The following is a 26426-nucleotide window of genomic DNA, read 5'->3' as shown; positions in this document are numbered from 1 at the left end:
TATGCAGCTTCGAGGCCCGCGCTGGGTGAGCCGCTACATTGTCTAGCATAAGCTGGCGCCGCTGTCCGAGGTTGTTTCAGATTGTTGGTGAAAGTCAGTCTTTATTGATCGGTCTACACTTTTGTTCGGAATCTGCGGGGCGCTTCACGTATCTTTGTTCCTGTAGAGGTGACTTTAAGAAGGGGCGTTCGTCTTAAGACTCAACATCCGGCAATACAGGCTATCGACCAGGCAATCCCGGGTCCGGCCGCCTCTACGCGATACCAGGCTAAACCGCGGGAGCTACTCGATGACGAGCGTGCCTTGAGCAATTTCAGCAATAGTGCCTACTATTTGAAACGTGCTCGGCTGTGCGAGATCGGCAAGCTCTTCTCGGTGTCCAGACAGGCACGGGGTGGCGTAGATGTTCCTTCGCCGGAAAAACATCGGTAAGGTAGGGGTCAGAATTCAAGACCCGCGAGGAGTAGTGATGAGCGAGGCGTTGTCCATCCACCATGACCAGGCCGGTCATCAGTTCGAGACCAGCGTGGACGGTCATCGTGCCTACCTGACCTATATGGACCTGGGTAAGCAGACCCTGGACATCTACCGGACGTTCGTGCCCAACGCCCTGCGTGGTCGCGGAATAGCGGCTGCGCTGACTGAGCAGGCTCTCGAGTACGCAGAGCAAATGGGCTACACAGTGATTCCGTCGTGCTCCTATGTGGAGCGCTACATGGAGCGTCACCAGCGGCATGCCGCGAAACTCTGATCCGGCACGCCGGTAATCCCGGGCCTGTCGGGCAATGCGGTTTATCTGAGCGTTACGGCAGCTGATCCAGGGTCATTAATCTCTAAAGCGCCCCGAGCCTTGTTGGCCCGGGGCGTTTTGTCATGAAAAAATGCCTCGTCCTCGCCAGCGTTTGAATCAGGGCGTAGCTAACCACCCGGCAGGTCGGCAAAAGTGGCCTGCACCCATCTCCTGAGAGTCTGGGCGATTTTTCGCGCCACGGCGCTGCCGGATCGACCTCGACCGTCCTGAAAACGACCTGGGCGTAGCTTTTTGCCATTATTGCGACGCCAGAGACTTGTGCTCAAGGGCAGCCCATTGCGACTCTGCATGATTAGAAAATGGCCTTTGCGCCATTGGGCATTGGATGGGGACTGAGCGCAATGATTTCGGCCGTGCAAGGACGTTTTGCCAACCTCGGTATGGCGAAAAAACTGGGTGTCGGGTTTGTACTGGTGTTGCTGTTGACGGCAGTGGTGGCGGCCATTGGTGTATGGTCCCTACAAACCATCAGTCAGCGCTTCGATGGTCTCAAGCAAATGTCAGCGCTCAATAGCAGCCTGCTTAAAGTGCGCTTGCTGGAGCAGGACTATGCCTTGCATGGCGATCCGAAAACCGTCGATGCCTTGCACGAAGGTGTCGATGGCCTGATCGCGCTGGCGACGCAACTCAAGGCGCAGTCGACCACCAATGTGCCAGTAATGAACGATGTCGAACAGGCGCTTGGCGCCTATCGAAAAAGTTTTGATGAGTTCGTCGAGCTGGCCCAGGCCAAGGACCTGGCGCTGGAAATGGCCAGTTGGTCGGTTTCCAGTGTCGCCAACAATCTCGATGTGCTCCAGGCCGGTCTGGCCGATGATGGCGCCTACACGCTGAAGCAATCCGAGGGCAAGGAGGGCGCTGAGTTTATCGAACAGGCCAATCAGGTCAGTCAGGTCTCCCGGCTGATGCTGCAGGCTATGAATGAAGCCAGGGTGCGTCTGGACCAGAGCCGCAAGGGCGAAGACGAGAGCGCAGGGCAAGGCAAGATTGAACAGGCCGAGCAGGCGCTGACTCAGGCCGAGCAGCTCAAGACGGCGGTCAAGGATGCGGGGTATCAGACGGTCCTCAACGAAGTGGCCGGGCATATCGCCGGATTCAGCGAAAAGCTGGACGAATACACCGGCTTGCTGGCGCAAGAGAAACAGGTCTACCTGCAACTGCATGAGCGTGCCGCACAAGTGGTCGAGCGGGTCGACCAGGCGTATGCGGCGCAAGACCTGTCGATGCAGGTGGAGCTTAAAAACAATTCGATGCTGATTGTCGGCTCGTCGGCTTTGGCACTGCTGGTCGGATTGATCGCCGCCTGGGTGATCACCCGGTTGATCGTTGCGCCGCTGCGTAGCGTCATTCATGTCGCGCAACAAATAGCGGCGGGGGATCTCAGCGCGAGGGTCGAGGTCAGCCGACGTGACGAAATCGGCCAACTGATGCTGGCGATGCAGCAGATGGGCGCGGGCCTCAGCAGCATTGTCAGTGGCTTGCAGGCTGGCATCGAGCAGTTGGCGAGTTCGGCCAAGTCGCTGTCGGCGGTAACCGAACAAACCAATCTCGAAGTCAGCAGCCAGAAAGAAGAAACCGACCAGGTCGCTACTGCGATGAACCAGATGACTGCCACGGTGCATGATGTGGCACGCAACGCCGAAGAGGCCGCGCAGGCTGCACAGAAGGCCGACGACAAGGTTGAGAGTGGTCAGCAGGTGGTCCGCCAGAGTATGCAGCGTATAGAGCAGCTGGCAGACTCGGCTACCTCGGCCAGCACCAGCATCGAAAGCCTCAGTGCGGAAATACAAAACATCGGCACCGTGCTTGGGGTCATCAAGAGCGTGGCCGAGCAAACCAACCTGCTGGCGCTCAACGCGGCCATCGAAGCGGCGCGTGCGGGTGAGCAGGGCAGGGGCTTTGCGGTGGTGGCTGACGAAGTCCGGGCGCTGGCCAAGCGTACCCAGCAATCGACCGAGGAAATAGAACGGCTGGTAAGCGCCTTGCGTTCGGCGGCGCAAGCTTCTGTGCAGCAAATCCAGAGCAGCGGCGAGCTGGTCAAACTGGCGGTCAGCGATGCCTTGCAGACCGAAAGCGCGCTGGGCAGCATTGCCGCGGCAGTGTCGTTGATCCAGCAGATGAACCAGCAAATCGCGGCGGCTGCCGAAGAGCAAAGCTCAGTCGCCGAAGAGATCAACCGCAGCGTGACCAGCATCCGCGCCAGTGCCGATCAGTCGTCCCTGGCTATGCAGGGCAACGCCGCGTCCAGTGTCGAACTGGCGCAGTTGGGGGCAGAGCTGAAGGGGATGGTCGGGCATTTCCGGCTGTAGGGTGCGAGCTTTGGATTAGGGTAGGAGCAGCCATTTAAGACATTACGCGAACCGTAGCAGCTGCCGAAGGCTGCGTTCGGCTGCAAAGCAGCCGTAAAATCAGGCACTGCGGTGTTCCAGACAAACCGTGGAAACAGGATTTACGACTGCTGCGCAGCCGAACGCAGCCTTCGGCAGCTGCTACGACATCGGAGTTTGCCCGCGAAAACGTCCGGTCACGCAGTCGCCGCTAGCCACACGAATGGCTCGCGCGGCGAGGGCACCACTCAGTCGTATATCGCTTTTTTCTTCCAGTCAGCATCGGCTTCGACGGTTTTCAGGCCTTCAGTCAGCTCGTTGACTTCATCTTCCGCCGGCTGGATGTTGGTCAGTACCATCGAGTTGGCTCGCGCCAGCAGTTTCTCCAGGTACTTGAGTTGCTCGGAGTAAACCACCGGATCCGGCTGTTTGCGCAGGTACTGCACGCCACGTTCGAATGCCAGGCGTGCCTGGCCAGGCTGTTCCTGTTGCAGGGCGTGTTGTCCCAGGTTGTTGAAGAATTCGATATGCAGCAGTACCAGGATATGACGAATCTCTCTGATCCAGTGCTTGGCCTCGTTGGTCGGCAGAAATCCATCCTGCGCCGCCCGAGTTACCTGGCCGTGCATGGCCTCCAATAGAAAGCGTACATCCTTGGCCTTGGCTTCGGTCTGGATCGGCGCCGGCGGGTTGTTGACCGGGATCGACTCGCCCTGGGCAATCAGCGCATTGAGTTCGGCTACCCGCGCCTTTGCAGAGGCGTCGGATTTGTTCAAGTGCAGCAAACGTTGAGTGACATTGAGTTCCAGGCGGGTCAGCAGCAGCTTGAGCGCCGGCGTCATGAACTGACCGGGGAAGGTCTCGGTGATTTCCCCGCAGCGGCGCAGGCGATCATTGAGTTCGACCTTGGTGCGGGCCTTTTGCAGTTTGTTGTTTTCCACCACATGGTTCATGTAGCCAATGGCGATCAGTATTACGATCCCGGCTATTACGAGCAGGGTGATCATGAGTGGTGTCACCGTTAAGACCTCTTTATGGGGTTCGCGTGCAAGTCGAGTGTAGTGGCTATGTATATAAGCGCATAGGTTCGTGCGACGAGTTGAGCCGAGCCTTGCGCGGGTTTGGGGGTTTAGTCATGCATGGGGTACAGATTGCCATCATCCCTGGGCATGGACTATAGCGTCTTGTCGGGTGTCGGAATACAGGCGCCAGATCCTGGGCGCCGCAATGCCTGAAACGGCGCTCTAAAGGACAGCGAAGTCATTGATTTAAATAAATTTATATCTGGGGGTTGACGACCTCCCAATCCATCCATAGAATGCGCGCCACTTACAGCGTAAAGCACACAGCGAAACGCAGTAAGTAGTGAATGTTGTACGTGTGTCCCCTTCGTCTAGTGGCCTAGGACACCGCCCTTTCACGGCGGTAACAGGGGTTCGAGTCCCCTAGGGGACGCCAATGCGGGAATAGCTCAGTTGGTAGAGCACGACCTTGCCAAGGTCGGGGTCGCGAGTTCGAGTCTCGTTTCCCGCTCCAATTTTAAACAGCGTTGCTTTCGGGCAGGGCTGAGTGAAACCAGAACCAAGTCTTCGGATGCGGGGCTGGGCACTGGAACACACACCATGTGTTCCGGGCAGCGTGTCCCCTTCGTCTAGTGGCCTAGGACACCGCCCTTTCACGGCGGTAACAGGGGTTCGAGTCCCCTAGGGGACGCCATTTGCGGGAATAGCTCAGTTGGTAGAGCACGACCTTGCCAAGGTCGGGGTCGCGAGTTCGAGTCTCGTTTCCCGCTCCATTTTTACAAAAACGCCGCTCACTGAGCGGCGTTTTTGTTTGTGCGTTATTTGTCACCCGCTGACGCGACACGATAAAAAAGGCCCGCCAGGCATGCTGAGTGGGCCTTTTGCGTTGTAAGCGTGGCGAGCGCCGGTTTCAACTTCAGATGCTGAAACCAGCCTTTACCTGTTCGTGCAGGTGCAGCGCCAGATGGTTGCTGCTATCGGAAAGCAGGTAGAGGTGATGAACGGCAAGATCAGGCAGCACCGCCCCGGGGATTGCCCGGGTCAAACCAGCCGTCATCCGGCTTTCTTCGATCATCCCCACTGCCAATCCACTCAAGACGCAGGCTTCGACGGCAGGCGAGCTGGCGCTTTCGAGCATGATCCGATAGTAGATGCCGTGTTCTTTCAGTGCGCGAACGGCCGATTCGCGATAGGGGCAGCCGGTCAGTTGCACAGCAATCGGCAAGGGCGATTGCTCGGGGGCCTTGAAATGTTCAGCGACCACCCAAACCGGCTGGATATCACCCAGTCGTTCGCCTTGCTCCAGAGGCTGAGCACTCACCACCAAGGCCAGATCCACTTGCTTGCGGCTGAACATCGCAAAGAGTTCACCGCTGGATCTGGCGTCGACTTCCAGTTCCAGCAGCGGATTGTCGGCGATCAGCATGGGTAGAAAGTCGCGCATGAATGCCGCCGCATAGGAGTCGGGCAAGCCAAGACGAATCCTGCCTTGCATGCGTTGCGGTGTCAGTGAAGCCAGCAACCGGTCGTGGCTCTTGAGGAAGTCCGTCGTCTCCGTCAGTAGCTTCTTCCCGTACATGGTCAATTCGACGCCCTGGTTATTGCGGCTGAAGAGCTTTTGCCCAACCAGCGCCTCAAGTTTGTGGATCTGAGTGGTGATGGTTGAGGCGCTGCGATGAACATGGTTCGCCGCCTCTTTAAAACTCCTGAAACGTGCCACCGCGTGAAAGGTGCGCAACAAATCGATATTCAGTCGTTGGCTCATGGTTTCGCTTTAGTGAAGTACTTGTACATATTATTCAAATTTACAAAAGAATGCTCTCGACCTAGTCTTCGGTCAACCAAGGACGTACGACATTTCGAACAAAAAGGGAGCGTCATGGAAATCAACGATCTGGTTGTCGAGACTTTGAAAAGTGCGCACGGTCTGTCTGGTCGCATATGGACGATTGAAAACGCTGAAAAATATTCAACCTTGTCTGTGAATGTGTCGAACTCCCATCAGCGGATCAGCGAAGAAATCTTCTCACTGATGACCTCGCTCAATACCGAAGGTATGACACGTGCAGATATGTGTGCGACGCCCAATGGTTACGGTTCTCTGAACCAGACGCTCCGAGCGGTTGCCGGTGACCTTGTCGCTCTGGTGGGGCAAGACCGATTGCACTATGTGGAGTTGGGGCCAGAGCCGGTAAAGACCTCGGTGCTCATAGGCTACCTGCTCGAGAATGGCGTGGAGGCGCAGGACTACACGGCGATTGATATCAACCATGCATCGCAAGCCGTGATGCGTGATGCGCTAGAGCCGTTACTCCCCACCGCGCAAGGCTTCAGCTATCTCGCGAAGGACTTCCGTAATCTGGAGCGCCAGCATATTGAGCGTGGGCAGGACGTGACCCTGATTACGATGCTGGGGTTTCAGGAAGGTAACGAGTTGCCGGGCACCATCGGCGACATCATTCGAAGCATGGGTGGCAAGCGGACCTATGTGCTGTCCGAGATGCAGCTGTCAACGCCTGGGGGCGACGATCATATCCACCGTTTTTATGAGCATGCTTGCATGAGCCGATTTTCCGATTTGATCGGTTTGAAAATGGGCTTCGAGAAGCGTGACAAGCATCGGATTGTCGTTTCCGAAATTGAACATGACGATGATCGGTACCGAGTGGCCTCGACTCTTCTGCCGGTCAGCGATGGTCGTGAGGAGGGGTATCTGTTGACCAATGTTTGTCTCAAATACACACGCGAACAGTTCATGCGAGTCAGGCAGGAATACGGGGGCTATAAGGTCATCGGCGAGTATTGCAGTGGCGATGGGAGCGTGATTTACCAGCTATCAGAATGCTATCTGGCGTGATGATCCCCGTACCGAAGTGAGGCTAAGAACATGGCTAGAGAGGGCGATCTTCCTGTATTCGCGCAAGGCGTGGAGCGCATCAAACTGGCGTTGCGGGCATCCTGTTTGCCAGCATCGAAGCGCAAGCGGCCGGAGGCGTTCCTGGACACCCTGAAGGATTGGGATGACAACTATTTGAACAGCACTTCACCGATGGCAGGCTATGCCAGAAGTCTTGCCGAGTTTGGCTATGGCACTTCCCCCATCCATGTTGCCTCACCTGACCAATTGACGGCAGTCGCGGAGGTTGGAGGGTTGTTTTCCGAGCAGGGGAGGATGGAGTTGCGGCGGGCCTGCTACCAGTTGGAGGCTGCTTCCACCACCAGCAACTGGATCATCTCCAATCGAGCGCGGGCAGCGACCCGGTCTTCAACGTTGATCCGCGGAATGATGAATAGTCGAGCATTCTTGCTGGCGGTTTCCAGGATTGCAGGTGTGCCGTTGGTTCCGCATCCGTTGCTGAATGCTCGTTCGCAGGTCAACTACTTCTATCCACCAGAGACACCAGGCGACCAGGCCCAGATCGGCATGTGGCACACCGATGGTACGAGCTTCGTACTCAATATTTTGTTGTCTGATCCAAACGAGTACGAAGGTGGGGAGTTTGTCTACTTCGAAGGACCTAGCGAACAATTCGATCCCCATGATTTGGGTGGCCGGCTGCGCAAAAGTAAGGTCAAGGCGTGTGGTGATGCGGTGTACATCCATGGAAGTCGAGTGTTTCACGGTGTGCGGCCAGTGATATCGGGGCGGCGCATGTCGCTGGTGTTGTCGTTCCACTGTCCTTACACCGCCGAAGACGTGAACAAGTTCTGGCATCTGGCATCCGATGATGGAGTTCTGGCCACCGTCAGACCGTGGATGAGACTTAAGCGGGATCTGTTTGTGCCAGCGTCGGAGCAGTTTCGTCAGCTAGGAATCGAGCCGATTACATTTGCCGAGGTCGCCGCCGGCCGCAAGCACCACAACCTCAAGGGATGCAAGTAAAGGTGGCCGACAAAAAATTGAGCGCCAGACCGGTGAAACTGTTGTTGTTGCAGGCTGTGTTTGTACTGTCGTGGAGCTCTGGGTTTATCGGCGCCAAACTGGGGGCGCAAACTGCTGGAGCGTTCAATCTGCTGTTCTGGCGCTTTTTGCTGGTGTCTGTCTGTTTGGCGTTGTTCCTGAATGTCAGGCTGATAAAGATCACCTGGTCTGAAATCAAACATCACGCCGTAATCGGCTTTCTTTCGCAATTTCTGTACCTGAGTTGCGTCTATGTCGCCATCCAGAATGGATTGCCGCCGGGCATCGCTGCGATCATTGCCGCCCTGCAACCGTTGATGACGGCGGCGCTGTCTTCGGCCAGTGTCACGGAGAAAAGCGGTGGATGGCAGTGGCTGGGATTGATGATCGGCTTTGTCGGGGTGTCGATCGTTATCTCCGGGCAGTACGTGAATACTGGCGCCGAAGTCGGCCTGGTCATGTATTTGCTGCCCTTGGTCTCGGCCTTGGGACTGACAATGGCGACCCTGTATGAGCGCCGATCCACACTGGTTCAATCCCGGCGCAGTGATCTGAGCGTATCGCTGTTTATCCAGTCGCTTTTCACATTGCTGGGCTTCGGCATTGCGGTGTTCTATACCGACTCCCTGCGGATTCCCAGCGAGCCGGAGGTGCTGATCTCGGTAGTCTGGTTGACCGTGTTCTCTACCTTTGTCGCCTACCTGAGCCTGTGGATGCTGTTGCGTGAGATGACCGCCACTCATGTGGCGGTATTGGTTTATCTGGAACCACCTGTGACCCTGGTCTGGGCGGCCCTGGTATTTGGCGATGTCATCTACGCATCCACCTATGTGGGAATAGCTGTGGTGGTAGCGGGACTGATTCTGGTGCGGCTCAAGCAGCCGGCTATTGGATGTACTACTTGAAATTCTGTGCAGTCCAAAAACAATCACATCGACAGGATCAAGCGCCCGGCGAACAGAATCAGAATCACGCCCATGGTCCGTTCGAACCAGTGGCCCATGCGCATGAACAGTAGCCGCACCCGAGTGCTGGAAAAAAACAGCGCGACGATGACGAACCACAGGGCGTTCACAAAACACATCCAGACTCCGTAAAGCGCCTGGATCTTCAGCGGAGTCGAAGCGCTGATCACCGTGGTGAAAATCGCCAGGAAAAACAGCGTGGCCTTGGGGTTGGTGGCATTGGTCAAAAAGCCGGTCATGAAGGCTTTGGGCAAGGTCTGGTGTTCCAGTTGTTCCGGCAGGGCATTGCCGCCTTCAACCGCGGTTTTCGCTTTACTGCGCAGCAGGCTGATGCCGAGATAGAGGATATAGGCGCCACCCACCACCTTGGCGACGCTCAGCAGCCAGGGTGTGGTATGCATCAGCGCGCCAACCCCGAGCAAGGTGTAAAGCACATGCACCGAAATGCCGGCGCCGATCCCGATGGCCGTGCACAGTCCGACTACTCGACCGTAACGCACGCTCTGGCGGATGGTGACCGCGAAGTCCGGCCCGGGGGCAACCACCGCCAGAAAGTGGATCGTCGCCAATGCGAGAAACTCGCCCAGGTAATTCGAAAGCATTTCAACTCCAGTAAGTAAGGGGCGAAGCGTTGCCCCGATAGCCGACAAAAAAAGACAGGCTCAAGCGCGAGTCGGCCACACCCGGGGTAACCGAGTGCATGCGCCGCGAATTGAACATGATGAAGTCGCCCGGCTCCGGGCGAATTTCCAGCGAGGGAGGGCCGAGCAGCGCAGGGTCGATGCCGTAGCTGTCGCCGCGCATTTCATCGAATCGATCCGCTGAAATGTCGTCTTCCCAGATTTGCAGGGCACCGCCTTCGGGCGGCATATTCAGATAGACGTTGCAGGCCAGTTGCGCCTCCAGGCTGTGGGCCTGAATGCTGTCGGGGGCGTCTTTGGCGAAAATGTCGTGGTGGGCCAGGAAGCACACCCCAGGTTGCACCACCCGCGACAGGCCGACATACATCTTGCGTCCGTCAATATTCTCCAGGTGCGCCCCGACCGGCCAGCACTCATCGAGCATGCAGCGCAAAGTGTCGACGGGTGAGGCGTAAGGTGCGCAGCGCGTGCGCAGTTCTGCGATGTTTGACGCCGCGCGTTGAAAGTAATCTTCGATCAGCAACGGCTGGTTTTGCGCTTCGTAAAAAGCCATGCCGATGCGGCCAATGCTGGGGGCATTGAGGTAACCCTCGAAACCGGGAGCGAGAATCTTGTCGCCGATCCGGATCGCCTGCGGTTTTGTCAGAAAGCCTTTGAGGCGAATGGCGAGCACTTCTTGGCGGGCAAGTTTTTTTATGCACGTCTCATCGAGACGCTCGACGTCAAGCATCATGTTCAAGGTCCATCTATCGGTTTGATGATCGATCCCGCGCCCCGGGGGCTATCCCTGCTCCAGGCGATCAGTTGCGCGGCATCGTCCGAGGGTTCAGTCCACGCTGTAGTAAACGGTTAGCGTTCCTTTCTTCTGCGAAAGGGATGCGATCCTGACGGTGCCCAGTTCCTGCAGGCGCCGTACATGGGTGCCGCCGCAGCCGTAGGCGGGCAGTTCGCCGAAGCCGATTTCGCGGGAGCCCTCGCGCAAGGAAATCAAGCGTGGCAAGTCATCGACAATCCATTGATTCACGCCGTTCTCGATGGTCTCGACGTCAAAGTCCTGCGGATTTTCTCCTGGCTTGAAGGACACCCGTCCCTCGCCGGGCCAGTGGTGGGCTTTGATCGGGGTCCAGCCGAGGGCTTCGGCGAAGTGACCGATCAGATGGCCAGCCGAATGCATTCGGCTGTTGAACTGACGGCGCTGTTCATCCACTCGAATCTGGACCATTCCCGGGTTTACCGGTTGGCTGACGTAATGGACGATCCGCTCCGGGTCCTGGCTGACTCGCAGCACTTGGCTTTCGCCGATCCAGCCGGTATCACAGGGCTGCCCGCCGCCTTGGGGGTGAAAGAGCGTCGCGCGCAGAATCAGCGCAAATTCATTCTCGTGGGGCGTGCATTCCAGGACTTCCACATTCGCGTTGAGGTCATCGCTATGGAAAAAAAGGCGAAGCGTCATATTTTCCATGCCTTCATAGAATTTCTGTTTTTTATTATAGGGAGGGAGGAATTGCGTGATAATCCATTCAAACATCAATGGACTTTTGCGTCGTGAGCATAAATCTACCGCTGCCCTTGTTGGGTGAAATGGCGATTTTCGTCAAGGTTGTCGAGACGGGCAGCTTCTCGGAAGCGGCTCGGCAAATGGGCTCGTCATCGTCTGCGGTGAGTCGCAGCATCTCGCGGCTGGAGAAGGCCCTGGCCACTCGACTGCTGCAGCGCACCACCCGCAAGTTGCGGCTGAGCGATGGCGGCGAAGAGGTGTTCAAGCGCTGCCAGGAGATGGTCAGTGCGGCCAGGTCCGTGATGGAGATCAGCGGCCAGTACACCGATGAGGCCGAGGGCCTGGTGCGGGTGAGTGTGCCCAAGGCAGTGGGGCGGTTTGTGATTCATCCGCATATGCCGGAGTTTTTGCGTCGATATCCCAAAGTCGATGTCGAGCTGCTGCTCGAGGATCGCCAGGTCGACTTGATCGATGACAACGTCGATCTGGCCATCCGCATCACCGATCGACCTCCAGCCGGGTTGGTCGGACGCCAGTTGCTGACTATCGACCATTTGCTCTGTGCCACGCCGCAGTACCTGGCGGAACATGGCACGCCGACTCATCCCCATGACCTGCTTGACCACAGCTGCATTTATCTGGGCGAAACCCCGAACGACGCGCGCTGGAAATTCAAGAAGGGCACCAAGGCGGTAACCGTGGGCGTGCGCGGACGCTATGCGGCCAATCACACGGGCGTGCGGTTGGGGGCGGTGCTTGAGCATCTCGGGATTGGCAGTTTGCCGTACTTCACGGCGCGCCATGCGCTGGAGCAGGGACTGATCGTGCAGGTGCTGCCGGACTGGAATTTCCTCGCCTCGTATCATGGCGGAGCCTGGTTGTTGCATTCACCGACGCGCTATATGCCGCCGAAGCTGCGGGTGCTCATCGACTATCTGGTGGAGTGCCTGGAGAAGGAACCGACCCTGAGCAAACCTGGAAAGGCGGCTGGCAGCAAAGACCCGCGAGCGTACGAGTTGCCGGAAAGGGATGGGGGGCCTTGAAAACACAAAATCAAAAGATCGTCCGAACGCGGCCCGAACCTTCGGCAGCTCCTGCAGTGGGATTGGCGTACGCCCGCCAAATGGCGACGCGGTCGAGGGGATTTGTCTACATCCGCCAAATGGCGGATGGACGCGGTCGGCGTGGGAGCTGCCGCAGGCTGCGATCTTTTGATCTTCACGTGTCTAGTCCTGAAATAGGTGTAAACCTATTTCAGGACTAGACAGTTATCGATCGGGGATCAGTGCTTGCTGGCCTGATTCGACATCGACAGCAGCTGCTTTTCCTGATTCCAGTCGAAGGGTTCGTCGTTTTGTTCGGCTTCATAACGACGATCTTCAAGGGCCTGGTACAGGTCGATCTCGTCGTCGGGCATGAAGTGCAGGCAGTCGCCAGCGAAGTACCACAGCAGGTCTCGTGGCACCAGGTGGGCAATCTGCGGATAACGGGCGATGACCTGGCAGAGAATGTCCTGGCCCAGGTATTGGCTTTCGATCGGATCGACCGGCAGTTGCAGCATCAGTTCGTCGAAGCGCTCGAGGAACAGCTCGTGGCTTTCTTCCGGAACCTGTTCGGCTTCACCCAAGGCGACCAGGATGCTGCGCAGGTGTGCGAGCAGGGCGAGAGTGTGGTCGAGCATAACGGGAGTCCTCTAGAACTTAAGCAAAACGGGCGCCAGAGTATATAACTCCGGCGCCCGCTTTTCATAATTGAACAGCTGTACGGATTGGCTTAGCGAATTTTCCCCTCGCTGAGTGTCAGTTGCTCCTGGGTAAAGTCATCGACGTCGATGACTTTGCGCCGCGCCGCTTCTGCCTCACGTAATGTCTGGGCTTCGACCGGTTGCAAGACGCCGGCCTCCAGTGCGGCATCGATCACAGGTTCTCCGGCGACCGGTTTGAGTTGGCCGCTCTTGAGGGCTATTTGCAGTTTTTTCTGCAGCGGTTGCGCGGCGCTCAGCAGAGTGCAGGCGTGTTGCAGGGCACCGACTGGATCTTCCACCGATTGCGGGCGATAACAGCCGCCGAGCAGCTCTTCGAGTGTCGGATCGCCTTTGGCGCGACCGATTACCGCGGCCACGTCGGCCCCCAGTTTGTCCGACGGACCTTTGTGCCGACGGCCGAACGGGAACACCACTACCCGCAGCAGACAGCCAAGTACCTTGTTCGGGAAGTTGCTCAGCAGTTCGTCCAGCGCCCGTTCGGATTGGCCAAGGCTTTCTTCCATGGCCCAGGCGAATAGCGGATACATATGCTCCGGCGAGTCGAGGTCGTGATAACGCTTGAGCGCGGCGGAGGCTAGGTACATGTTGCTCAGCACATCACCCAGGCGTGCGGACAGGCGTTCGCGACGTTTCAGTTCGCCGCCCAGCAGCATCATGCTGAGGTCGGCGAGCATGGCGAAGGCGGCGGCCTGCCGGTTGAGGGCACGGAAGTAACCCTGGCTAAGCTTGTCCCCCGGTGCGCGGTCGAAGTGCCCGAGGCCCAGGTTCAACACCAGGGTGCTGGCGGCGTTGCTCACGGCAAAACCGATGTGCTTGAGCAGCAAGCCATCGAATTCGATCAGCGCCTGATGTTTGTCTTCGCGTTCGGCGAGGGCCATTTCCTTGAGTACGAACGGGTGGCAGCGAATTGCCCCCTGGCCGAAGATCATCAGGTTGCGCGAGAGGATGTTCGCGCCTTCCACGGTGATGCAGATCGGCGCACTTTGCCAGCTACGGCCCAGATAGTTGTTCGGGCCCATGATGATGGCCTTGCCGCCATGGACATCCATCGCATGGCTGATGCACTCGCGCCCGCGTTCGGTGAGGTGATATTTGAGAATCGCCGAGAGTACCGAAGGTTTTTCGCCCAGGTCGACCGCGTTGGCGGTGAGCATCCGCGCACTGTCCATCAGCCAGGCATTGCCGCCGATTCGCGCGAGTGCTTCCTGAATCCCTTCGAAGGCTGCCAGCGGGACGTTGAATTGCTCGCGCACCTGGGCATATTGACCGCTCACCAGGCTGGTGAACTTGGCTGCGCCGGTGCCGACCGCGGGCAGTGAAATCGAGCGCCCGACCGACAGGCAGTTCATCAGCATCATCCAGCCTTTGCCGAGCATCTCCTGGCCACCGATGAGGAACTCCAGCGGGACGAAGACATCCTTGCCGGAGTTCGGGCCGTTCATGAACGAGGCACCCAGCGGCAGGTGCCGGCGACCAATGTCCACCCCGGGGAGGTCAGTCGGAATCAGCGCGAGGCTGATGCCCAGGTCTTCTTCCTCACCCAGCAAGTGTTCGGGGTCATAGGCCTTGAAGGCCAGGCCGAGCAAGGTGGCAATCGGGCCGAGGGTGATGTAGCGCTTTTCCCAGTTCAGGCGCAGGCCGAGGGTTTCCTGGCCTTCCCATTCACCTTTGCAGATCACCCCGGTGTCCGGCATCGCCCCAGCGTCGGAGCCAGCCAGCGGACCCGTCAGTGCAAAGCACGGAATGTCGTCGCCGCGGGCCAGCCGGGGCAGGTAATGGTTGCGTTGTTCGTCGGTGCCGTAATGCAGCAACAGTTCGGCCGGGCCGAGGGAATTGGGCACCATCACGGTTGAGGCAAGGTCGCCGCTGCGGGTCGCCAGCTTCATCGCTACCTGGGAATGGGCGTAGGCCGAAAACCCTTTACCGCCGAATTCCCGGGGAATGATCAGGGCAAAAAAACCATGCTGTTTGATGTGATTCCAGGCTTCTGGCGCTAGGTCCATGGACTGGCCGATCTGCCAGTCGTTGACCATCGCGCAGAGCTCTTCGGTCGGGCCATCGATGAACGCCTGTTCCTCTTCGCTCAGTTGCGCTTTCGGATAAGCCAGTAGTTTGTTCCAGTCCGGACGACCGCTGAACAGCTCGCCATCCCACCAGACTGTACCGGCATCAATCGCGTCGCGCTCGGTTTGCGACATGGGCGGCAAGGTTTTCTGAAACCAGCTGAACATCGGCGCCGTGAAGTATTTGCGGCGCAGGTCCGGCAGCAACAGGGGGGCGGCCACCGCCGCCAGCAGTACCCAGAAAATCAGTAACAGCCAACCTGGTGCATGGCTGAAGGCGCCCATCGCCAGCAGGTAGACAGCGACCACGCCCAACGCGGGCAGAGGCGCGATGCGACGATGTGCCAACCAGGCAATGCCGACCACCAGAACCAGTATCCACAACAGCAGCATATTCAATCCTCCATGAAACCAGGGGCAAAACCACCCTCAGAGCTTAGACGGCATCCGCGAAAAGGGTGGTAAGAGCGATGTGTTTGAATTTGTAGGAAACATTGGCTGAAATTTGACGATTATCGCGATGGCGGACTGTAGAAATCGTCCGCAAACAGAGCGGCAAACTCTGATATTTGGCCGAAACGTCGTTATCTCTGTGCTGGGTGCATCGCTAGACTCATGGCTTCCCCAGGAGATTGTTCTCATGCACGAGTATCTGCGTCCCGGTCGCTTCATCGATAGTGACCACCCAGCGGTGGTGGAGTTCGCCGAAACCCATCGCGGCAGCAGTCGTGATCCGCTCGAACAGGCCATCAAGCTTTATTACGCGGTGCGCGAGAGTGTGCGCTACAACCCCTACACCTTCAGTCGCGACCCGCAGACCTTGCGTGGCAGTTACGCACTGGCGAGCGGTGAAAGCTATTGCGTGCCCAAGGCCACCTTGCTCGCCGGCTGTGCCCGACATTGTGGGATCGCCGCAAGGATCGGCCTGGCGGATGTGCGTAATCACCTGTCGACGCCACGCTTGCTGGCGTTGCTCAGAAGCGATGTGTTCGCCATGCACGGCTACACCGAGCTGTATTTGCAGAGCCGTTGGGTCAAGGCCACGCCGGCGTTCAACCACCAGTTGTGCGAGCTGTTCGATGTGGCGCCACTTGAGTTCGACGGGGTCAACGACAGCGTGTTCCATCCGTTCAATCGCCAGGGCGAACAGCTGATGGAGTACCTGGTGGATCACGGGCAGTTCGCCGATGTGCCTGAAACCTTTTTCTTCGAACACCTGGAAAAATGCTATCCACATTTGTTCAGCGATCAATTGCCGGCTTTGCTCGGTGATATGCAGACCGATTCAAGCTGCGCCTGATCCGGCGTAGACTGCCCCGGCATTCATCTATCTAAGGAGTGGTCATGCTGAAGATCTGGGGTCGGAAAAATTCGTCGAATGTCAGAAAAGTACTCTGGTGCGCCGAAGAGCTCGGCCTGACCTACGAGGCGGTGGATGCGGGCGGCGCTTTCGGGGTGGTCGATACCCCCGAGTACCGGGCGATGAACCCCAACGGCCGAGTCCCGGTCATTGAAGATGACGGGTTCGTACTCTGGGAGTCCAACACCATTGTGCGTTATCTGTGCGCCCGACATGCCGCTGACTCGGCCTGGTATCCGGCGGATCTGCAGGCACGTGCCGCTGCCGAAAAATGGATGGACTGGACCACTTCAACCTTTGCCGATCCCTTCCGTCAGGTGTTCTGGGGCGTATTGCGCACCCCGGCGGATCAGCAGGATTGGGGCAAGATTCTTGCTGCCCGCGACACCTGTGTCGAATTGCTATGGATGGTCGATCAGGCGTTGGCAGAGCAGGCGTACCTGTCCGGCGACGAGGTTGGCTTGGGTGACATTCCCTTGGGCAGCTTCATTTATGCCTGGTTCGAGATGCCCATCGAGCGCCCGCAGATGTCCCATCTGCAAGCCTGGTATGAGCGCCTTCAGCAACGCCCGGCCTATCGCAAAGCGGTCATGACCGCGTTGACTTAATACTGACTATTAATACAGCTGACTGTACTTGTGCGGCGTCGACAAGCACCATTAGTCTCGCGCGCCGCCGTTGTATTCCGTGCGGTCCGCCCATATTTGTAACTTTCTTCCCTCTCCTGGTGCGTAAATCCGATATGAGTTCCGCTCTGTCCATCCGGCAGCTAACCAAAACCTACGGCAACGGTTTCCAGGCCCTGAGTGGTATCGATCTGGATGTCGCCGAAGGTGACTTTTTCGCCTTGCTTGGCCCTAACGGTGCAGGCAAATCCACCACCATCGGCATTCTCTCGACCCTGGTGAACAAGACCAGCGGCACGGTGAATATCTTTGGTCATGACCTCGACCGCGAGCCCGCTGCGCTCAAGCGTTGCATTGGCGTAGTGCCGCAAGAATTCAACTTCAACCAGTTCGAAAAGACCTTCGACATCGTCGTGACTCAGGCCGGCTACTACGGTATCCCGCCCAAAGTTGCCAAGGAGCGGGCCGAGCAGTACCTGACCCAGCTCGGCCTGTGGGACAAGCGCGACGTGCCGTCGCGTTCGTTGTCCGGCGGCATGAAGCGACGGTTGATGATCGCCCGGGCGCTGGTGCATGAGCCGCGTCTGCTGATCCTCGACGAACCCACTGCCGGGGTGGATATCGAACTGCGCCGCTCGATGTGGACCTTCCTCACCGAGCTGAATCAGAAAGGCATCACCATCATCCTCACCACCCATTATCTGGAGGAGGCTGAGCAGCTGTGCCGCAACATCGGCATCATCGACCACGGCACCATCGTCGAGAACACCAGCATGCGCCAGTTGCTCAGCCAGCTGCATGTCGAGACCTTCCTGCTCGACCTGAAACACGACATGAAGGTTGCACCGCAGCTGATCGGCTATCCGAATCGCCTGGTCGACGGCCACACCCTGGAAGTCCAGGTCGATAAAGCGGTGGGCATCACCGCGCTGTTCGGCCAACTGGCGGCACAGAACATCGAAGTGCTGAGCCTGCGTAATAAAACCAATCGCCTTGAGGAGTTGTTCGTGTCCCTGGTGGAGAAAAATCTGGCGAAGGTGGCGGTATGAGTTCCGAGCTGCAACCCAACCTCGTTGCACTCAATACCATCGTCTATCGTGAAGTCCGGCGCTTTACCCGGATCTGGCCGCAAACCCTGCTGCCGCCGGCGATCACCATGGTGCTGTATTTTGTGATCTTCGGTAATCTGATCGGTCGGCAGATCGGTGATATGGGTGGCTTCACCTATATGGAATACATCGTGCCCGGACTGATCATGATGTCGGTGATCACCAACTCCTACGGCAACGTGGTCTCGAGTTTTTTCGGCAGCAAGTTCCAGCGCTCCATCGAAGAACTGATGGTCTCACCGGTTTCGCCGCACACCATTCTGATTGGCTACACACTGGGTGGCGTGTTGCGCGGGCTGATGGTTGGGGTGATCGTGACGCTGCTGTCGCTGTTCTTTACCGACCTGCAGGTGCATCACCTGGGCGTGACCATTCTGGTGGTGGTACTGACGGCGACGATCTTCTCGCTGCTGGGTTTCATCAACGCGGTGTTCGCGCGCAACTTCGATGACATCTCGATTATCCCGACCTTCGTGCTGACGCCGCTGACCTATCTGGGCGGGGTGTTCTACTCGATCAGCCTGTTGCCGCCGTTCTGGCAGACGGTGTCGCTGGCCAACCCGGTGCTGCATATGGTCAACGCCTTCCGCTACGGCATCCTCGGGGTCTCGGATATCAGGATCAGCGTGGCCATTACCTTCATGCTGGTCGCTACGATAGTGCTGTACGTCGGTTGTGCCCGGCTGCTGGTCAGCGGCCGCGGGATGCGCACGTAGGAGCTGGCGAAGCCTGCGATCTTTTGATCTTGCTCTTCGGCTTCCCCCGGCACCTTCAACAGTCGCATAGGCGCCGAAGATAAAAAGATCGCAGCCTGCGGCAGCTCCTACAGGCGTTTTTTCTTGCGCTTCGTCCATTGCCGGCCGACCCACCAACGCCAATAGACCATGGTCAGGCAATAGGCGAGGGCACCCAGCGCCAGGCCAGCGACTACCGAGCCGAGCAGGAAGGGTTGCCACAGGGTCGACAACTGCCCGCTGATCCACTCCCAGGTCAACTCGTCAGGGAGGGTTCTGGCGGGCGCGTTCATCAGCCAGGTGCCGATCTGATAGGTGCAAAAGAACACCGGCGGCATGGTGATGGGGTTGGTCAGCCAGACCAGGCTCACGGCAATCGGCAGGTTGCCGCGCACCGCAATGGCCAGAAAGGCCGCCAACAGCATTTGCAATGGAATCGGCATGAACGCGGCAAACAGCCCGACGGCCATCGCCCGTGCTACCGAGTGGCGATTGAGGTGCCAGAGGTTCGGGTCATGCAGTAGCGTGCCGAGAAAGCGTAAGGACTTGTGTTCCCTGATGCTGGTCGGGTCTGGCATGTAACGTTTGAATAAGCGCCGGGGCATAGGGCTTCTCGGTCGGTTCAGGCGGCCAGTATGCCCTGATTCTACCGAGGACAAATTCAGACTTTGTGACAATTAATAAAAGCGCTTGCCTGCGGGTCAGCTAATCCAAGAGGGGGATCGCTCAAGGATGGTTGTATGCGCACAGGGATGTTCGCGCTCGCGCTGGGTCTGCTGGCTTTGCGGTTTTTGCCGTGGTTGCCGCCGGTCGGGTTGTTGCTGATGCTGCCGATAGTGGCGCTGATGTTGTTACCGTTTCGCACTTATCCATTGGCTTTTTTCCTGCTCGGCCTGGCTTGGGCCTGTCTCTCGGCACAATGGGCACTCGATGATCGTCTGTCGGCCAGTCTCGATGGCAAAACCCTGTGGCTTGAAGGGCGGGTGACGGGTTTGCCACAGAACAGCGGCCAGTCTGTGCGCTTCGAATTGCTGGACGGTCAGTCACGGCGGGGTGCGCTGCCCCGGCGGATGCGCCTGAGCTGGCATGGCGGGCCACCGGTGAACAGTGGCGAACGCTGGCGCCTGGCGGTCAAACTCAAGCGGCCCCATGGTTTGCTCAATCCTCATGGCAACGATGATGAGGCCGGGTTGCTGGCCAGGCGGATCGGTGCCACGGGATCGGTCAAGGACGGTCAATTGCTGGTTCCGGCGCAGTGGGCGTGGCGGGATCGAATCCGCCAGCGCTTGCTGAATGTCGACGCCAATGGCCGCGCCGGTGCCTTGGCCGCACTGGTGCTGGGCGATGGCTCCGGCCTGACAGTGCAGGACTGGCAGGTGTTGCAGGACACCGGTACGGTGCACTTGCTGGTGATTTCCGGTCAGCACATCGGTTTGCTGGCCGGGTTGATCTACGCCGTGGTTGCCGCTCTGGCACGTTACGGTTGCTGGCCTGGTAACAGGCCCTGGCTACCCTGGGCGTGCGGCCTGGCATTTGCCGCGGCGCTCGGATACGGCCTCCTGGCCGGTTTTCAAGTGCCGGTGCAACGGGCCTGTGTGATGCTCGGCCTGGTATTGATCTGGCGGTTGCGCTTTCGCCACCTGGGGGCTTGGTGGCCGCTGCTGCTGGCACTGAACGGGGTGTTGATTCTGGAGCCCCTGGCCAGCCTGCAGCCGGGGTTCTGGCTGTCCTTCGCCGCGGTGGCGGTACTGATTTTTACCTTCAGTGGTCGACTGGGTGCGTGGCAGTGGTGGCAGGCCTGGAGTCGTGCCCAGTGGCTGATCGCTATCGGTTTGTTGCCGATGCTGCTGGTGCTCGGACTGCCCGTAAGCCTCAGCGGGCCGTTGGTCAATCTGCTGGCAGTGCCCTGGATCAGTCTAGGGGTATTACCTTTGGCCTTGCTCGGCAGCGCATTGCTACCGGTGCCGTATCTAGGGGAAGGGTTGTTGTGGGTAGCCGGTGGCCTGCTCGACGGTTTGTTCCAGATTCTGGGTCTGATAGCCGCAGGTCTGCCGGCCTGGGTCCCGCAGGCGTTGCCGGTCTGGGCCTGGGGGCTGAGTGCGTTGGGGGCGGTACTGCTGCTATTGCCCAAAGGCGTACCACTGCGACTGCCGGGTTGGCCGATGCTGTTGCTGGCAGTTTTCGCCCCGGGGGAGAAGGTGCCGGCGGGCGAGGTGGAGGTCTGGCAACTGGATGTTGGCCAGGGCCTTGCCTACATCCTGCGAACCAGGCACCACGCGATGCTTTACGACGCCGGTCCGCGTGTTGCCGAGTATGACCTTGGGGCGCGAGTGGTATTGCCAACCTTGCGCAAGCTGGGTATCCGCGAGCTGGACCTGATGCTGATCAGCCATGCCCATGCCGACCATGCTGGTGGCGCCGTGGCGGTGCAGCGTGGGTTGCCGGTCAAACGGGTGCTCAGTGGTGAACCGGGTGAGCTGTCTGAAGTACTGCTGGCCGAGCCCTGTGTGACTGGCGAGAACTGGGAATGGGACGGGGTGAAGTTTTCCCTCTGGCAGTGGTCGGCCGCCGGAGACAGCAACCAGCATTCCTGTGTGCTACGGGTCGAGGCCAAGGGCGAACGCCTGTTGTTGGCAGGAGACATCGACGCCCGCGCCGAGCGGGCGCTGCTCAAGAGTCCCATGGCGCAACCGGTGGACTGGTTGCAGGCGCCTCATCACGGCAGTCGCAGCTCGTCGTCCCGGGAGTTTCTGGCGGCATTGCGGCCCAAGGCTTCGTTGATTTCCCGGGGGCTGGGCAACAGTTTCGGCCATCCGCACCCCGAGGTGCTGCAACGTTACCGGGAATTGGGCATTCAGACCTATGACAGCGTCGAACAAGGCGCGCTGCGTTTGCAACTCGGGGCCTTCGAGGGGCCCCGGGGATTACGCGACCAACGGCGCTTCTGGCGTGCGGCACCGCCCTGGAACGGGTAAAGGGGGCAGGGTGCATGCGACATACCGTACTTCGGTGAGTCGACCCCCTATGGTAGAGTGACGCACTTTTTCGAGGGGACTGTCACTGTGTGGGAATTGGTCAAATCCGGCGGCTGGATGATGTTGCCGATCATTCTGAGTTCCATCGCGGCCCTGGCCATCATTGCCGAGCGCCTGTGGACCCTGCGGGCCAGCCGCGTCACCCCGGATCATTTGCTCGGACAGGTCTGGGTCTGGATCAAGGACAAGCAACTCAATAAGGACAAACTCAAGGAACTGCGCGCCAACTCCCCATTGGGCGAGATCATGGCCGCGGGCCTGGCGAACTCCAAACATGGCCGCGAGATCATGAAGGAGTGCATCGAAGAAGCCGCCGCGCGGGTGATTCATGAACTCGAACGCTACCTCAGCGCACTGGGCACTATCGCCGCCATGGCGCCGCTGCTGGGGCTGCTGGGTACGGTATTGGGCATGATCGATATCTTCAGCGCATTCATGGGCTCGGGGATGAGCACCAATGCCGCGGTCCTGGCCGGTGGTATCTCCAAGGCGCTGATCACCACGGCCGCAGGCTTGATGGTGGGTATTCCAGCGGTGTTTTTCCACCGTTTCCTGCAGCGCCGGGTCGATGAGCTGGTAGTGGGCATGGAGCAGGAAGCGATCAAACTGGTCGAGGTGATACAAGGCGACCGTGACGTGGATCTGGTCGAGGGCAAAAAAGCGTGAAATTCCGCCGCAAACCGCGGGAGACGATCGATATCAACCTCGCGTCGCTGATCGACGTGGTGTTTATCCTGCTGCTGTTTTTTGTCGTCACCACCACCTTTACCCGTGAAACCCAGTTGCGTGTCGAACTGCCGGAAGCGGTCAGCGGCTCGCCGGCCGAGGATCAGCAAGCCAGGCACCTGGACATCGCCATCAGCGCCGACGGGGTGTTCAGCCTGAACAATCAGCTGCTACCGAAAAGTGACCTGGCCAGCCTGATGGAGGCCTTGCAGAAGGAGTCCGCTGGCGACACCACGTTGCCACTGTCGATCAGTGCCGACGGCAAAGCCCGGCACCAGGCCGTAATCATAGCGATGGATGCGGCTGGCAAGCTCGGTTTCAGTCACCTGCGCATGACCACCGTCGAGGCGGCGCCGACTCCCTGATGGCACTTTCCGATCGTTTGCTCGCCGCCTGGTATGCCGGCCATCCTGCATTGAAGGTTTTGCAGCCGCTGGAATGGCTGTATCGACGCGTGGTGATGCGCAAACGTGCACGCTTTCTGGCAGGTACGGGCGAGATCTACCAGCCGCCGGTGCCGTTGGTGGTGGTTGGCAATATCACCGTGGGCGGTACTGGCAAGACTCCGCTGATTCTCTGGTTGATCGAGCACTGCCAGCGCAGTGGTCTGCGGGTGGGCGTGGTCAGCCGCGGTTATGGCGCCAAGCCACCGCACCTGCCGTGGCGGGTCGAGGCCGAGCAAGCAGCTGAAGTCGCCGGTGACGAACCGCTGCTGATTGTCCAGCGCAGCGGCGTGCCGCTGATGATCGACCCGGATCGCAGCCGCGCCGTGCAGGCGCTGCTGGCCAGCGAACCGCTGGACCTGATCCTCTCTGATGACGGCATGCAGCATTACCGCATGGCCCGGGACCTTGAGCTGGTGCTGATTGATGCGGCACGTGGCCTGGGCAACCAGCGCTGTCTGCCGGCGGGACCGTTGCGCGAACCGATCGAGCGCCTGCAGAGCGTCGATGCGGTGCTCTATAACGGCGCCCCGGCCGATCGCGACGATGGCTTTGCCTTCCGGCTCAAACCGACAGCCCTGGTCAATCTACTGACCGGCGAACGGCTCCCGCTGGAGCACTTTCCCCCCGGGCAATTCATGCACGCGGTGGCCGGCATCGGCAACCCGCAACGTTTCTTCGACACGCTTGAAACGCTACACTGGCGGCCAGTCCCGCATGCTTTTGCCGACCACGCCGAGTACAGTGTGCAAGCCTTGAATTTCATGCCGCCATTGCCGCTGGTCATGACCGAGAAAGATGCGGTCAAGTGCCGTGGGTTCGCGGCAGCCGAATGGTGGTATCTGGCAGTCGACGCAGTGCCGTCCGCGGCCTTTGTGGCCTGGTTCGATACGCAGTTGATGCGCTTGTTGCCGGCTCGTCTTTTGCCTTAACGCTTTTATCCAGGGAGTTTTCATGGACACCAAATTGCTCGACATCCTTGCCTGCCCGGTCTGTAAAGGTCCGCTGAAGCTCAGTGCCGATAAAACCGAGCTGATCAGCAAGGGTGCCGGTCTGGCTTACCCGATTCGTGACGGCATTCCAGTGATGCTCGAAAGCGAAGCCCGCACCCTCAGCACCGATGAGCGACTGGACAAATGAGCGCAGCCTTCACCGTTGTCATCCCGTCCCGTTTCGCCTCCACCCGCCTGCCGGGCAAGCCGCTGCAGATGATCGCCGGCAAGCCGATGATCCAGCATGTCTGGGAGCAAGCCTGTAAAAGCAGTGCCCAGCGAGTCGTGGTGGCCACCGATGATGCGCGCATTGTCGAAGCCTGCAAGGTGTTCGGCGCCGAAGTGGTGCTGACCCGCGAGGATCACAACTCCGGTACTGATCGTCTGGCCGAAGTCGCCACGCAATTGGGCCTGGCCGCCGATGCCATCGTGGTCAACGTGCAGGGTGACGAGCCGATGATTCCACCGGCGGTGATCGATCAGGTCGCAGCCAATCTGGCAGCGCACCCCGAAGCGCGCATGTCGACTCTTGCCGAGCCGATCGAAGACGTTGAAACCCTGTTCAACACCAATGTGGTCAAAGTGGTCAGCGACCTCAATGGCCTGGCGCTGACTTTCAGTCGCTCCACGTTGCCCTGGGCCCGGGACGACTTCGCCAGGAGTCGCGAGCAATTGCCGGCTGGCGTGCCTTATCGCCGACACATCGGGATCTACGCCTACCGCGCCGGTTTCCTGCATGACTTCGTCAGTTGGGGGCCGTGCTGGCTGGAAAACACCGAGTGCCTGGAACAGTTGCGCGCGCTCTGGCACGGCGTGCGGATTCACGTCGGTGATGCGGTGGAAGCGCCGCCGGCGGGTGTCGATACGGCTGAAGACCTCGAGCGCGTTCGGCGCCTGCTGGAGGCTTGATGCGGGTTCTGTTTGTCTGCCTGGGCAACATTTGTCGGTCACCCACGGCAGAAGGCGTGTTGCGCCACAAATTGCGTGAGGCGGGGCTGGCGGATCAGGTGGAAGTCGCCTCCGCCGGCACCGGCGATTGGCATGTCGGCAAGGCGCCGGACAAGCGCAGTCAGGCCGCCGCCAGGTTGCGTGGCTACGATTTATCCGCCCAGCGTGCCCGGCAAGTAAACCGCGCCGACTTCGCCACCTACGACCTGGTGCTGGCGATGGACCAGAGCAACCTGCGCAACCTCCAGGCCCTGCAACCGGCCAAGGGCAAGGCTGAGCTGGACCTGTTCCTGCGTCGCTACGAGTCAGTGGTGGATGAAGTGCCCGATCCTTATTACGACGGCGATCAGGGTTTCGAGCAGGTGCTCGACTTGATCGAGCGCGCCAGCGATTTGCTGGTGCTCGAATTGAAGGGACGGTTATGAGCTTGCAACTGCAATCCCAGGTTTCTCTCAAACCGTTCAACACCTTTGGCGTTGATGTCCGTGCGCAGCTGTTTGCCCAGGCGCACAGCGACGCTGATGTGCGCGAAGCGCTGGCGTATGCAACTGAGCAGGGATTGCCGCTGCTGGTGATTGGCGGTGGCAGCAACCTGTTGCTCACCGCTGATATCCCGGCGTTGGTGCTGCGCATGGCCACCCGAGGCATCCGTCTGTTGAGTGACGACGGTAGCCAGGTGGTGGTTGAGGCCGAAGCCGGGGAAACCTGGCACCCGTTCGTGCAATGGACCCTGGAGCAGGGGCTTTCGGGTCTGGAGAATCTCAGCCTGATCCCCGGCACCGTGGGCGCTGCGCCGATGCAGAACATCGGTGCCTACGGTGTCGAAATCAAGGACGTGTTCGCCGGTTTGACCGCGCTGGACCGTGAGACTGGCGAGTTGCGGGATTTCAGCCTGCAAGAGTGCAACTTTGCCTACCGTGACAGTCTGTTCAAGCATGAGGCCGGGCGTTGGTTGATTCTGCGGGTGCGTTTTGCCTTGAGTCGCGCCGAGCATCTGCACCTGGAATACGGCCCGGTTCGTCAACGCTTGACTGAGCAAGGCATCAGTCATCCGACTGCCAGTGATGTCAGCCAGGCCATTTGCAGCATTCGCAACGAAAAACTGCCTGATCCGGCAGTGCTCGGCAATGCCGGCAGCTTTTTCAAGAACCCGTTGGTAGCGGCGGCGTTGGTTGCCGAGCTAAAAACCGAGTACCCCGATCTGGTGGCTTATCCACAGGCTGACGGAAAAATGAAGCTGGCTGCCGGCTGGTTGATCGAGCGCGCAGGCTGGAAGGGCTTTCGTGAAGCGGATGCCGGAGTGCATCGACTACAGGCGTTGGTGCTGGTCAATTATGGCGCGGCGACCGGGCTGGAGTTGTTGCACCTGGCGCAACGAATCCAGAAAGACATTGCCGAACGTTTCAAGGTCCAGTTGGAAATGGAGCCCAATCAGTATTGAAGCCAGGCTGCAAGCCTTG

General features: G+C 59.1%; 26 protein-coding genes, 4 tRNA genes and 1 pseudogene. 23 read left to right on the top strand and 8 right to left on the bottom strand.

The window, feature by feature from the left end; translation table 11 throughout:
- Window positions 1-469: 469 nt before the first annotated feature.
- The 3 genes and pseudogenes from AC3IUA_RS22710 to AC3IUA_RS22700 all read left to right on the top strand — a co-directional run bounded on the left by AC3IUA_RS22710 (window position 470) and on the right by AC3IUA_RS22700 (window position 3120).
- On the top strand, window positions 470-751 hold the full coding sequence (locus AC3IUA_RS22710) for a GNAT family N-acetyltransferase (protein ID WP_150806396.1): 282 nt from the start codon (window positions 470-472) through the stop codon (window positions 749-751).
- A gap of 359 nt (window positions 752-1110) precedes the next feature.
- A pseudogene (locus AC3IUA_RS22705) lies at window positions 1111-2259 on the top strand (HAMP domain-containing protein); the annotation flags it as partial.
- Window positions 2239-3120, top strand: coding sequence for a methyl-accepting chemotaxis protein (locus AC3IUA_RS22700; protein ID WP_489362436.1), 882 nt, complete (start codon window positions 2239-2241; stop codon window positions 3118-3120). The pseudogene AC3IUA_RS22705 and the gene AC3IUA_RS22700, both read left to right, overlap by 21 nt.
- 266 nt (window positions 3121-3386) lie before the next feature.
- Here AC3IUA_RS22700 and AC3IUA_RS22695 read toward each other — a convergent pair whose 3' ends face one another.
- The gene (locus AC3IUA_RS22695) at window positions 3387-4157 is read right to left on the bottom strand and encodes a hypothetical protein (RefSeq protein ID WP_489357124.1); all 771 of its coding nucleotides are present in this window, start codon (window positions 4155-4157) and stop codon (window positions 3387-3389) included.
- A 363-nt stretch (window positions 4158-4520) separates the two neighbouring features.
- On the opposite strand from AC3IUA_RS22695, the gene AC3IUA_RS22690 reads away from it, so the two are divergent.
- The 4 genes from AC3IUA_RS22690 (at window position 4521) to AC3IUA_RS22675 (ending at window position 4933) form a co-directional block, all read left to right on the top strand.
- A tRNA-Glu gene (locus AC3IUA_RS22690) sits at window positions 4521-4596 on the top strand.
- Window positions 4597-4598: 2 nt separating this feature from the next.
- Window positions 4599-4674: transfer RNA gene (locus AC3IUA_RS22685), tRNA-Gly, on the top strand.
- A gap of 104 nt (window positions 4675-4778) precedes the next feature.
- Window positions 4779-4854: transfer RNA gene (locus AC3IUA_RS22680), tRNA-Glu, on the top strand.
- Between the two features lie 3 nt (window positions 4855-4857).
- A tRNA-Gly gene (locus AC3IUA_RS22675) sits at window positions 4858-4933 on the top strand.
- A 143-nt stretch (window positions 4934-5076) separates the two neighbouring features.
- Here the strand turns inward: AC3IUA_RS22675 and AC3IUA_RS22670 are convergent.
- Window positions 5077-5925, bottom strand: coding sequence for a LysR family transcriptional regulator (locus AC3IUA_RS22670; protein ID WP_489357123.1), 849 nt, complete (start codon window positions 5923-5925; stop codon window positions 5077-5079).
- A 114-nt stretch (window positions 5926-6039) separates the two neighbouring features.
- Here AC3IUA_RS22670 and AC3IUA_RS22665 point away from each other — a divergent pair, with 114 nt between their 5' ends.
- From AC3IUA_RS22665 to AC3IUA_RS22655, 3 genes are read left to right on the top strand one after another with little or no spacing between them, the layout of a single operon-like run.
- On the top strand, window positions 6040-7017 hold the full coding sequence (locus AC3IUA_RS22665; protein WP_489357122.1) for a hypothetical protein: 978 nt from the start codon (window positions 6040-6042) through the stop codon (window positions 7015-7017).
- A gap of 30 nt (window positions 7018-7047) precedes the next feature.
- Window positions 7048-8043, top strand: a complete 996-nt coding sequence (locus AC3IUA_RS22660; RefSeq protein WP_489357121.1) for a 2OG-Fe(II) oxygenase — start codon at window positions 7048-7050, stop codon at window positions 8041-8043.
- A gap of 2 nt (window positions 8044-8045) precedes the next feature.
- Entirely contained in the window at window positions 8046-8966 is a 921-nt protein-coding gene (locus tag AC3IUA_RS22655) for a DMT family transporter (RefSeq protein ID WP_489357120.1), read from the top strand.
- Window positions 8967-8989: 23 nt separating this feature from the next.
- Here the strand turns inward: AC3IUA_RS22655 and AC3IUA_RS22650 are convergent, their stop codons facing one another.
- From AC3IUA_RS22650 to AC3IUA_RS22640, 3 genes are all read right to left on the bottom strand, one after another.
- Window positions 8990-9628, bottom strand: coding sequence for a LysE family translocator (locus AC3IUA_RS22650; RefSeq protein WP_489357119.1), 639 nt, complete (start codon window positions 9626-9628; stop codon window positions 8990-8992).
- 1 nt (window position 9629) lies between these two features.
- Entirely contained in the window at window positions 9630-10400 is a 771-nt protein-coding gene (locus AC3IUA_RS22645) for a 2OG-Fe(II) oxygenase (RefSeq protein WP_489357118.1), read from the bottom strand.
- Between the two features lie 93 nt (window positions 10401-10493).
- Complete coding sequence (locus AC3IUA_RS22640; RefSeq protein ID WP_489357117.1) at window positions 10494-11120, bottom strand: alanyl-tRNA editing protein; 627 nt, start codon at window positions 11118-11120, stop codon at window positions 10494-10496.
- 92 nt (window positions 11121-11212) lie between these two features.
- Here AC3IUA_RS22640 and AC3IUA_RS22635 point away from each other — a divergent pair, with 92 nt between their 5' ends.
- A complete protein-coding gene (locus tag AC3IUA_RS22635) occupies window positions 11213-12208 on the top strand; it encodes a LysR family transcriptional regulator (protein ID WP_489357116.1) in 996 nt (331 codons plus the stop codon).
- A gap of 239 nt (window positions 12209-12447) precedes the next feature.
- Here the strand turns inward: AC3IUA_RS22635 and AC3IUA_RS22630 are convergent, their stop codons facing one another.
- Both AC3IUA_RS22630 and AC3IUA_RS22625 read right to left on the bottom strand, forming a co-directional pair.
- On the bottom strand, window positions 12448-12846 hold the full coding sequence (locus AC3IUA_RS22630) for a PA2817 family protein (protein WP_489357115.1): 399 nt from the start codon (window positions 12844-12846) through the stop codon (window positions 12448-12450).
- A gap of 92 nt (window positions 12847-12938) precedes the next feature.
- The gene (locus tag AC3IUA_RS22625) at window positions 12939-15386 is read right to left on the bottom strand and encodes an acyl-CoA dehydrogenase (protein ID WP_489357114.1); all 2448 of its coding nucleotides are present in this window, start codon (window positions 15384-15386) and stop codon (window positions 12939-12941) included.
- A gap of 247 nt (window positions 15387-15633) precedes the next feature.
- On the opposite strand from AC3IUA_RS22625, the gene AC3IUA_RS22620 reads away from it, so the two are divergent.
- The 4 genes from AC3IUA_RS22620 to AC3IUA_RS22605 all read left to right on the top strand — a co-directional run bounded on the left by AC3IUA_RS22620 (window position 15634) and on the right by AC3IUA_RS22605 (window position 18804).
- Window positions 15634-16293, top strand: coding sequence for a transglutaminase-like domain-containing protein (locus AC3IUA_RS22620; protein WP_489357113.1), 660 nt, complete (start codon window positions 15634-15636; stop codon window positions 16291-16293).
- A gap of 44 nt (window positions 16294-16337) precedes the next feature.
- Complete coding sequence (locus AC3IUA_RS22615) at window positions 16338-16961, top strand: glutathione S-transferase family protein (RefSeq protein WP_489357112.1); 624 nt, start codon at window positions 16338-16340, stop codon at window positions 16959-16961.
- 134 nt (window positions 16962-17095) lie between these two features.
- Window positions 17096-18028 (top strand): ABC transporter ATP-binding protein, encoded by a 933-nt coding sequence (locus tag AC3IUA_RS22610; RefSeq protein WP_489357111.1) that lies wholly within the window; start codon window positions 17096-17098, stop codon window positions 18026-18028.
- Window positions 18025-18804 (top strand): ABC transporter permease, encoded by a 780-nt coding sequence (locus tag AC3IUA_RS22605; RefSeq protein WP_489357110.1) that lies wholly within the window; start codon window positions 18025-18027, stop codon window positions 18802-18804. Before AC3IUA_RS22610 ends, AC3IUA_RS22605 begins: the two co-directional genes overlap by 4 nt.
- A 107-nt stretch (window positions 18805-18911) precedes the next feature.
- Here AC3IUA_RS22605 and AC3IUA_RS22600 read toward each other — a convergent pair whose 3' ends face one another.
- Window positions 18912-19427 carry a DUF2062 domain-containing protein gene (locus tag AC3IUA_RS22600; RefSeq protein WP_489357109.1) on the bottom strand — a complete coding sequence of 172 codons (516 nt, stop codon included), beginning with the start codon at window positions 19425-19427 and terminating at the stop codon, window positions 18912-18914.
- 135 nt (window positions 19428-19562) lie between these two features.
- Here AC3IUA_RS22600 and AC3IUA_RS22595 point away from each other — a divergent pair, with 135 nt between their 5' ends.
- From AC3IUA_RS22595 to murB, 8 genes are all read left to right on the top strand, one after another.
- On the top strand, window positions 19563-21797 hold the full coding sequence (locus AC3IUA_RS22595) for a DNA internalization-related competence protein ComEC/Rec2 (protein ID WP_489357108.1): 2235 nt from the start codon (window positions 19563-19565) through the stop codon (window positions 21795-21797).
- An 87-nt stretch (window positions 21798-21884) separates the two neighbouring features.
- Entirely contained in the window at window positions 21885-22523 is a 639-nt protein-coding gene (locus tag AC3IUA_RS22590; RefSeq protein ID WP_191636266.1) for a MotA/TolQ/ExbB proton channel family protein, read from the top strand.
- Window positions 22520-22948, top strand: coding sequence for an ExbD/TolR family protein (locus tag AC3IUA_RS22585; RefSeq protein ID WP_489357107.1), 429 nt, complete (start codon window positions 22520-22522; stop codon window positions 22946-22948). The genes AC3IUA_RS22590 and AC3IUA_RS22585 overlap by 4 nt, the downstream gene beginning before the upstream one ends.
- The gene (lpxK, locus tag AC3IUA_RS22580; RefSeq protein WP_489357106.1) at window positions 22948-23958 is read left to right on the top strand and encodes a tetraacyldisaccharide 4'-kinase; all 1011 of its coding nucleotides are present in this window, start codon (window positions 22948-22950) and stop codon (window positions 23956-23958) included. Before AC3IUA_RS22585 ends, lpxK begins: the two co-directional genes overlap by 1 nt.
- A 22-nt stretch (window positions 23959-23980) precedes the next feature.
- Window positions 23981-24166 (top strand): Trm112 family protein, encoded by a 186-nt coding sequence (locus AC3IUA_RS22575; protein ID WP_042728811.1) that lies wholly within the window; start codon window positions 23981-23983, stop codon window positions 24164-24166.
- Window positions 24163-24927: a 3-deoxy-manno-octulosonate cytidylyltransferase gene (gene kdsB, locus AC3IUA_RS22570; RefSeq protein ID WP_489357105.1), complete on the top strand. Its 765-nt coding sequence runs from the start codon at window positions 24163-24165 to the stop codon at window positions 24925-24927. The genes AC3IUA_RS22575 and kdsB overlap by 4 nt, the downstream gene beginning before the upstream one ends.
- Complete coding sequence (locus AC3IUA_RS22565) at window positions 24927-25391, top strand: low molecular weight protein-tyrosine-phosphatase (protein ID WP_489357104.1); 465 nt, start codon at window positions 24927-24929, stop codon at window positions 25389-25391. The genes kdsB and AC3IUA_RS22565 overlap by 1 nt, the downstream gene beginning before the upstream one ends.
- On the top strand, window positions 25388-26407 hold the full coding sequence (gene murB, locus AC3IUA_RS22560; RefSeq protein WP_489357103.1) for a UDP-N-acetylmuramate dehydrogenase: 1020 nt from the start codon (window positions 25388-25390) through the stop codon (window positions 26405-26407). Before AC3IUA_RS22565 ends, murB begins: the two co-directional genes overlap by 4 nt.
- Window positions 26408-26426 lie beyond the last annotated feature (19 nt).

This window comes from Pseudomonas sp. KH_050 (assembly GCF_057838875.1).
This window is presented reverse-complemented; position numbering and strand designations above follow the sequence as displayed.

What these genes read in the sequence shown, in the direction of transcription:
- AC3IUA_RS22710 (WP_150806396.1), top strand. Translation starts at nt 470, where the DNA reads ATGAGCGAGGCGTTGTCCATCCACCATGACCAGGCCGGTCATCAGTTC.
- AC3IUA_RS22700 (WP_489362436.1), top strand. Translation starts at nt 2,239, where the DNA reads ATGCTGGCGATGCAGCAGATGGGCGCGGGCCTCAGCAGCATTGTCAGT.
- AC3IUA_RS22670 (WP_489357123.1), bottom strand. Translation starts at nt 5,925, where the DNA reads ATGAGCCAACGACTGAATATCGATTTGTTGCGCACCTTTCACGCGGTG.
- AC3IUA_RS22665 (WP_489357122.1), top strand. Translation starts at nt 6,040, where the DNA reads ATGGAAATCAACGATCTGGTTGTCGAGACTTTGAAAAGTGCGCACGGT.
- AC3IUA_RS22660 (WP_489357121.1), top strand. Translation starts at nt 7,048, where the DNA reads ATGGCTAGAGAGGGCGATCTTCCTGTATTCGCGCAAGGCGTGGAGCGC.
- AC3IUA_RS22650 (WP_489357119.1), bottom strand. Translation starts at nt 9,628, where the DNA reads ATGCTTTCGAATTACCTGGGCGAGTTTCTCGCATTGGCGACGATCCAC.
- AC3IUA_RS22645 (WP_489357118.1), bottom strand. Translation starts at nt 10,400, where the DNA reads ATGATGCTTGACGTCGAGCGTCTCGATGAGACGTGCATAAAAAAACTT.
- AC3IUA_RS22640 (WP_489357117.1), bottom strand. Translation starts at nt 11,120, where the DNA reads ATGACGCTTCGCCTTTTTTTCCATAGCGATGACCTCAACGCGAATGTG.
- AC3IUA_RS22630 (WP_489357115.1), bottom strand. Translation starts at nt 12,846, where the DNA reads ATGCTCGACCACACTCTCGCCCTGCTCGCACACCTGCGCAGCATCCTG.
- AC3IUA_RS22625 (WP_489357114.1), bottom strand. Translation starts at nt 15,386, where the DNA reads ATGCTGCTGTTGTGGATACTGGTTCTGGTGGTCGGCATTGCCTGGTTG.
- AC3IUA_RS22620 (WP_489357113.1), top strand. Translation starts at nt 15,634, where the DNA reads ATGCACGAGTATCTGCGTCCCGGTCGCTTCATCGATAGTGACCACCCA.
- AC3IUA_RS22615 (WP_489357112.1), top strand. Translation starts at nt 16,338, where the DNA reads ATGCTGAAGATCTGGGGTCGGAAAAATTCGTCGAATGTCAGAAAAGTA.
- AC3IUA_RS22610 (WP_489357111.1), top strand. Translation starts at nt 17,096, where the DNA reads ATGAGTTCCGCTCTGTCCATCCGGCAGCTAACCAAAACCTACGGCAAC.
- AC3IUA_RS22605 (WP_489357110.1), top strand. Translation starts at nt 18,025, where the DNA reads ATGAGTTCCGAGCTGCAACCCAACCTCGTTGCACTCAATACCATCGTC.
- AC3IUA_RS22600 (WP_489357109.1), bottom strand. Translation starts at nt 19,427, where the DNA reads ATGCCCCGGCGCTTATTCAAACGTTACATGCCAGACCCGACCAGCATC.
- AC3IUA_RS22595 (WP_489357108.1), top strand. Translation starts at nt 19,563, where the DNA reads ATGCGCACAGGGATGTTCGCGCTCGCGCTGGGTCTGCTGGCTTTGCGG.
- lpxK (WP_489357106.1), top strand. Translation starts at nt 22,948, where the DNA reads ATGGCACTTTCCGATCGTTTGCTCGCCGCCTGGTATGCCGGCCATCCT.
- AC3IUA_RS22575 (WP_042728811.1), top strand. Translation starts at nt 23,981, where the DNA reads ATGGACACCAAATTGCTCGACATCCTTGCCTGCCCGGTCTGTAAAGGT.
- kdsB (WP_489357105.1), top strand. Translation starts at nt 24,163, where the DNA reads ATGAGCGCAGCCTTCACCGTTGTCATCCCGTCCCGTTTCGCCTCCACC.
- AC3IUA_RS22565 (WP_489357104.1), top strand. Translation starts at nt 24,927, where the DNA reads ATGCGGGTTCTGTTTGTCTGCCTGGGCAACATTTGTCGGTCACCCACG.
- murB (WP_489357103.1), top strand. Translation starts at nt 25,388, where the DNA reads ATGAGCTTGCAACTGCAATCCCAGGTTTCTCTCAAACCGTTCAACACC.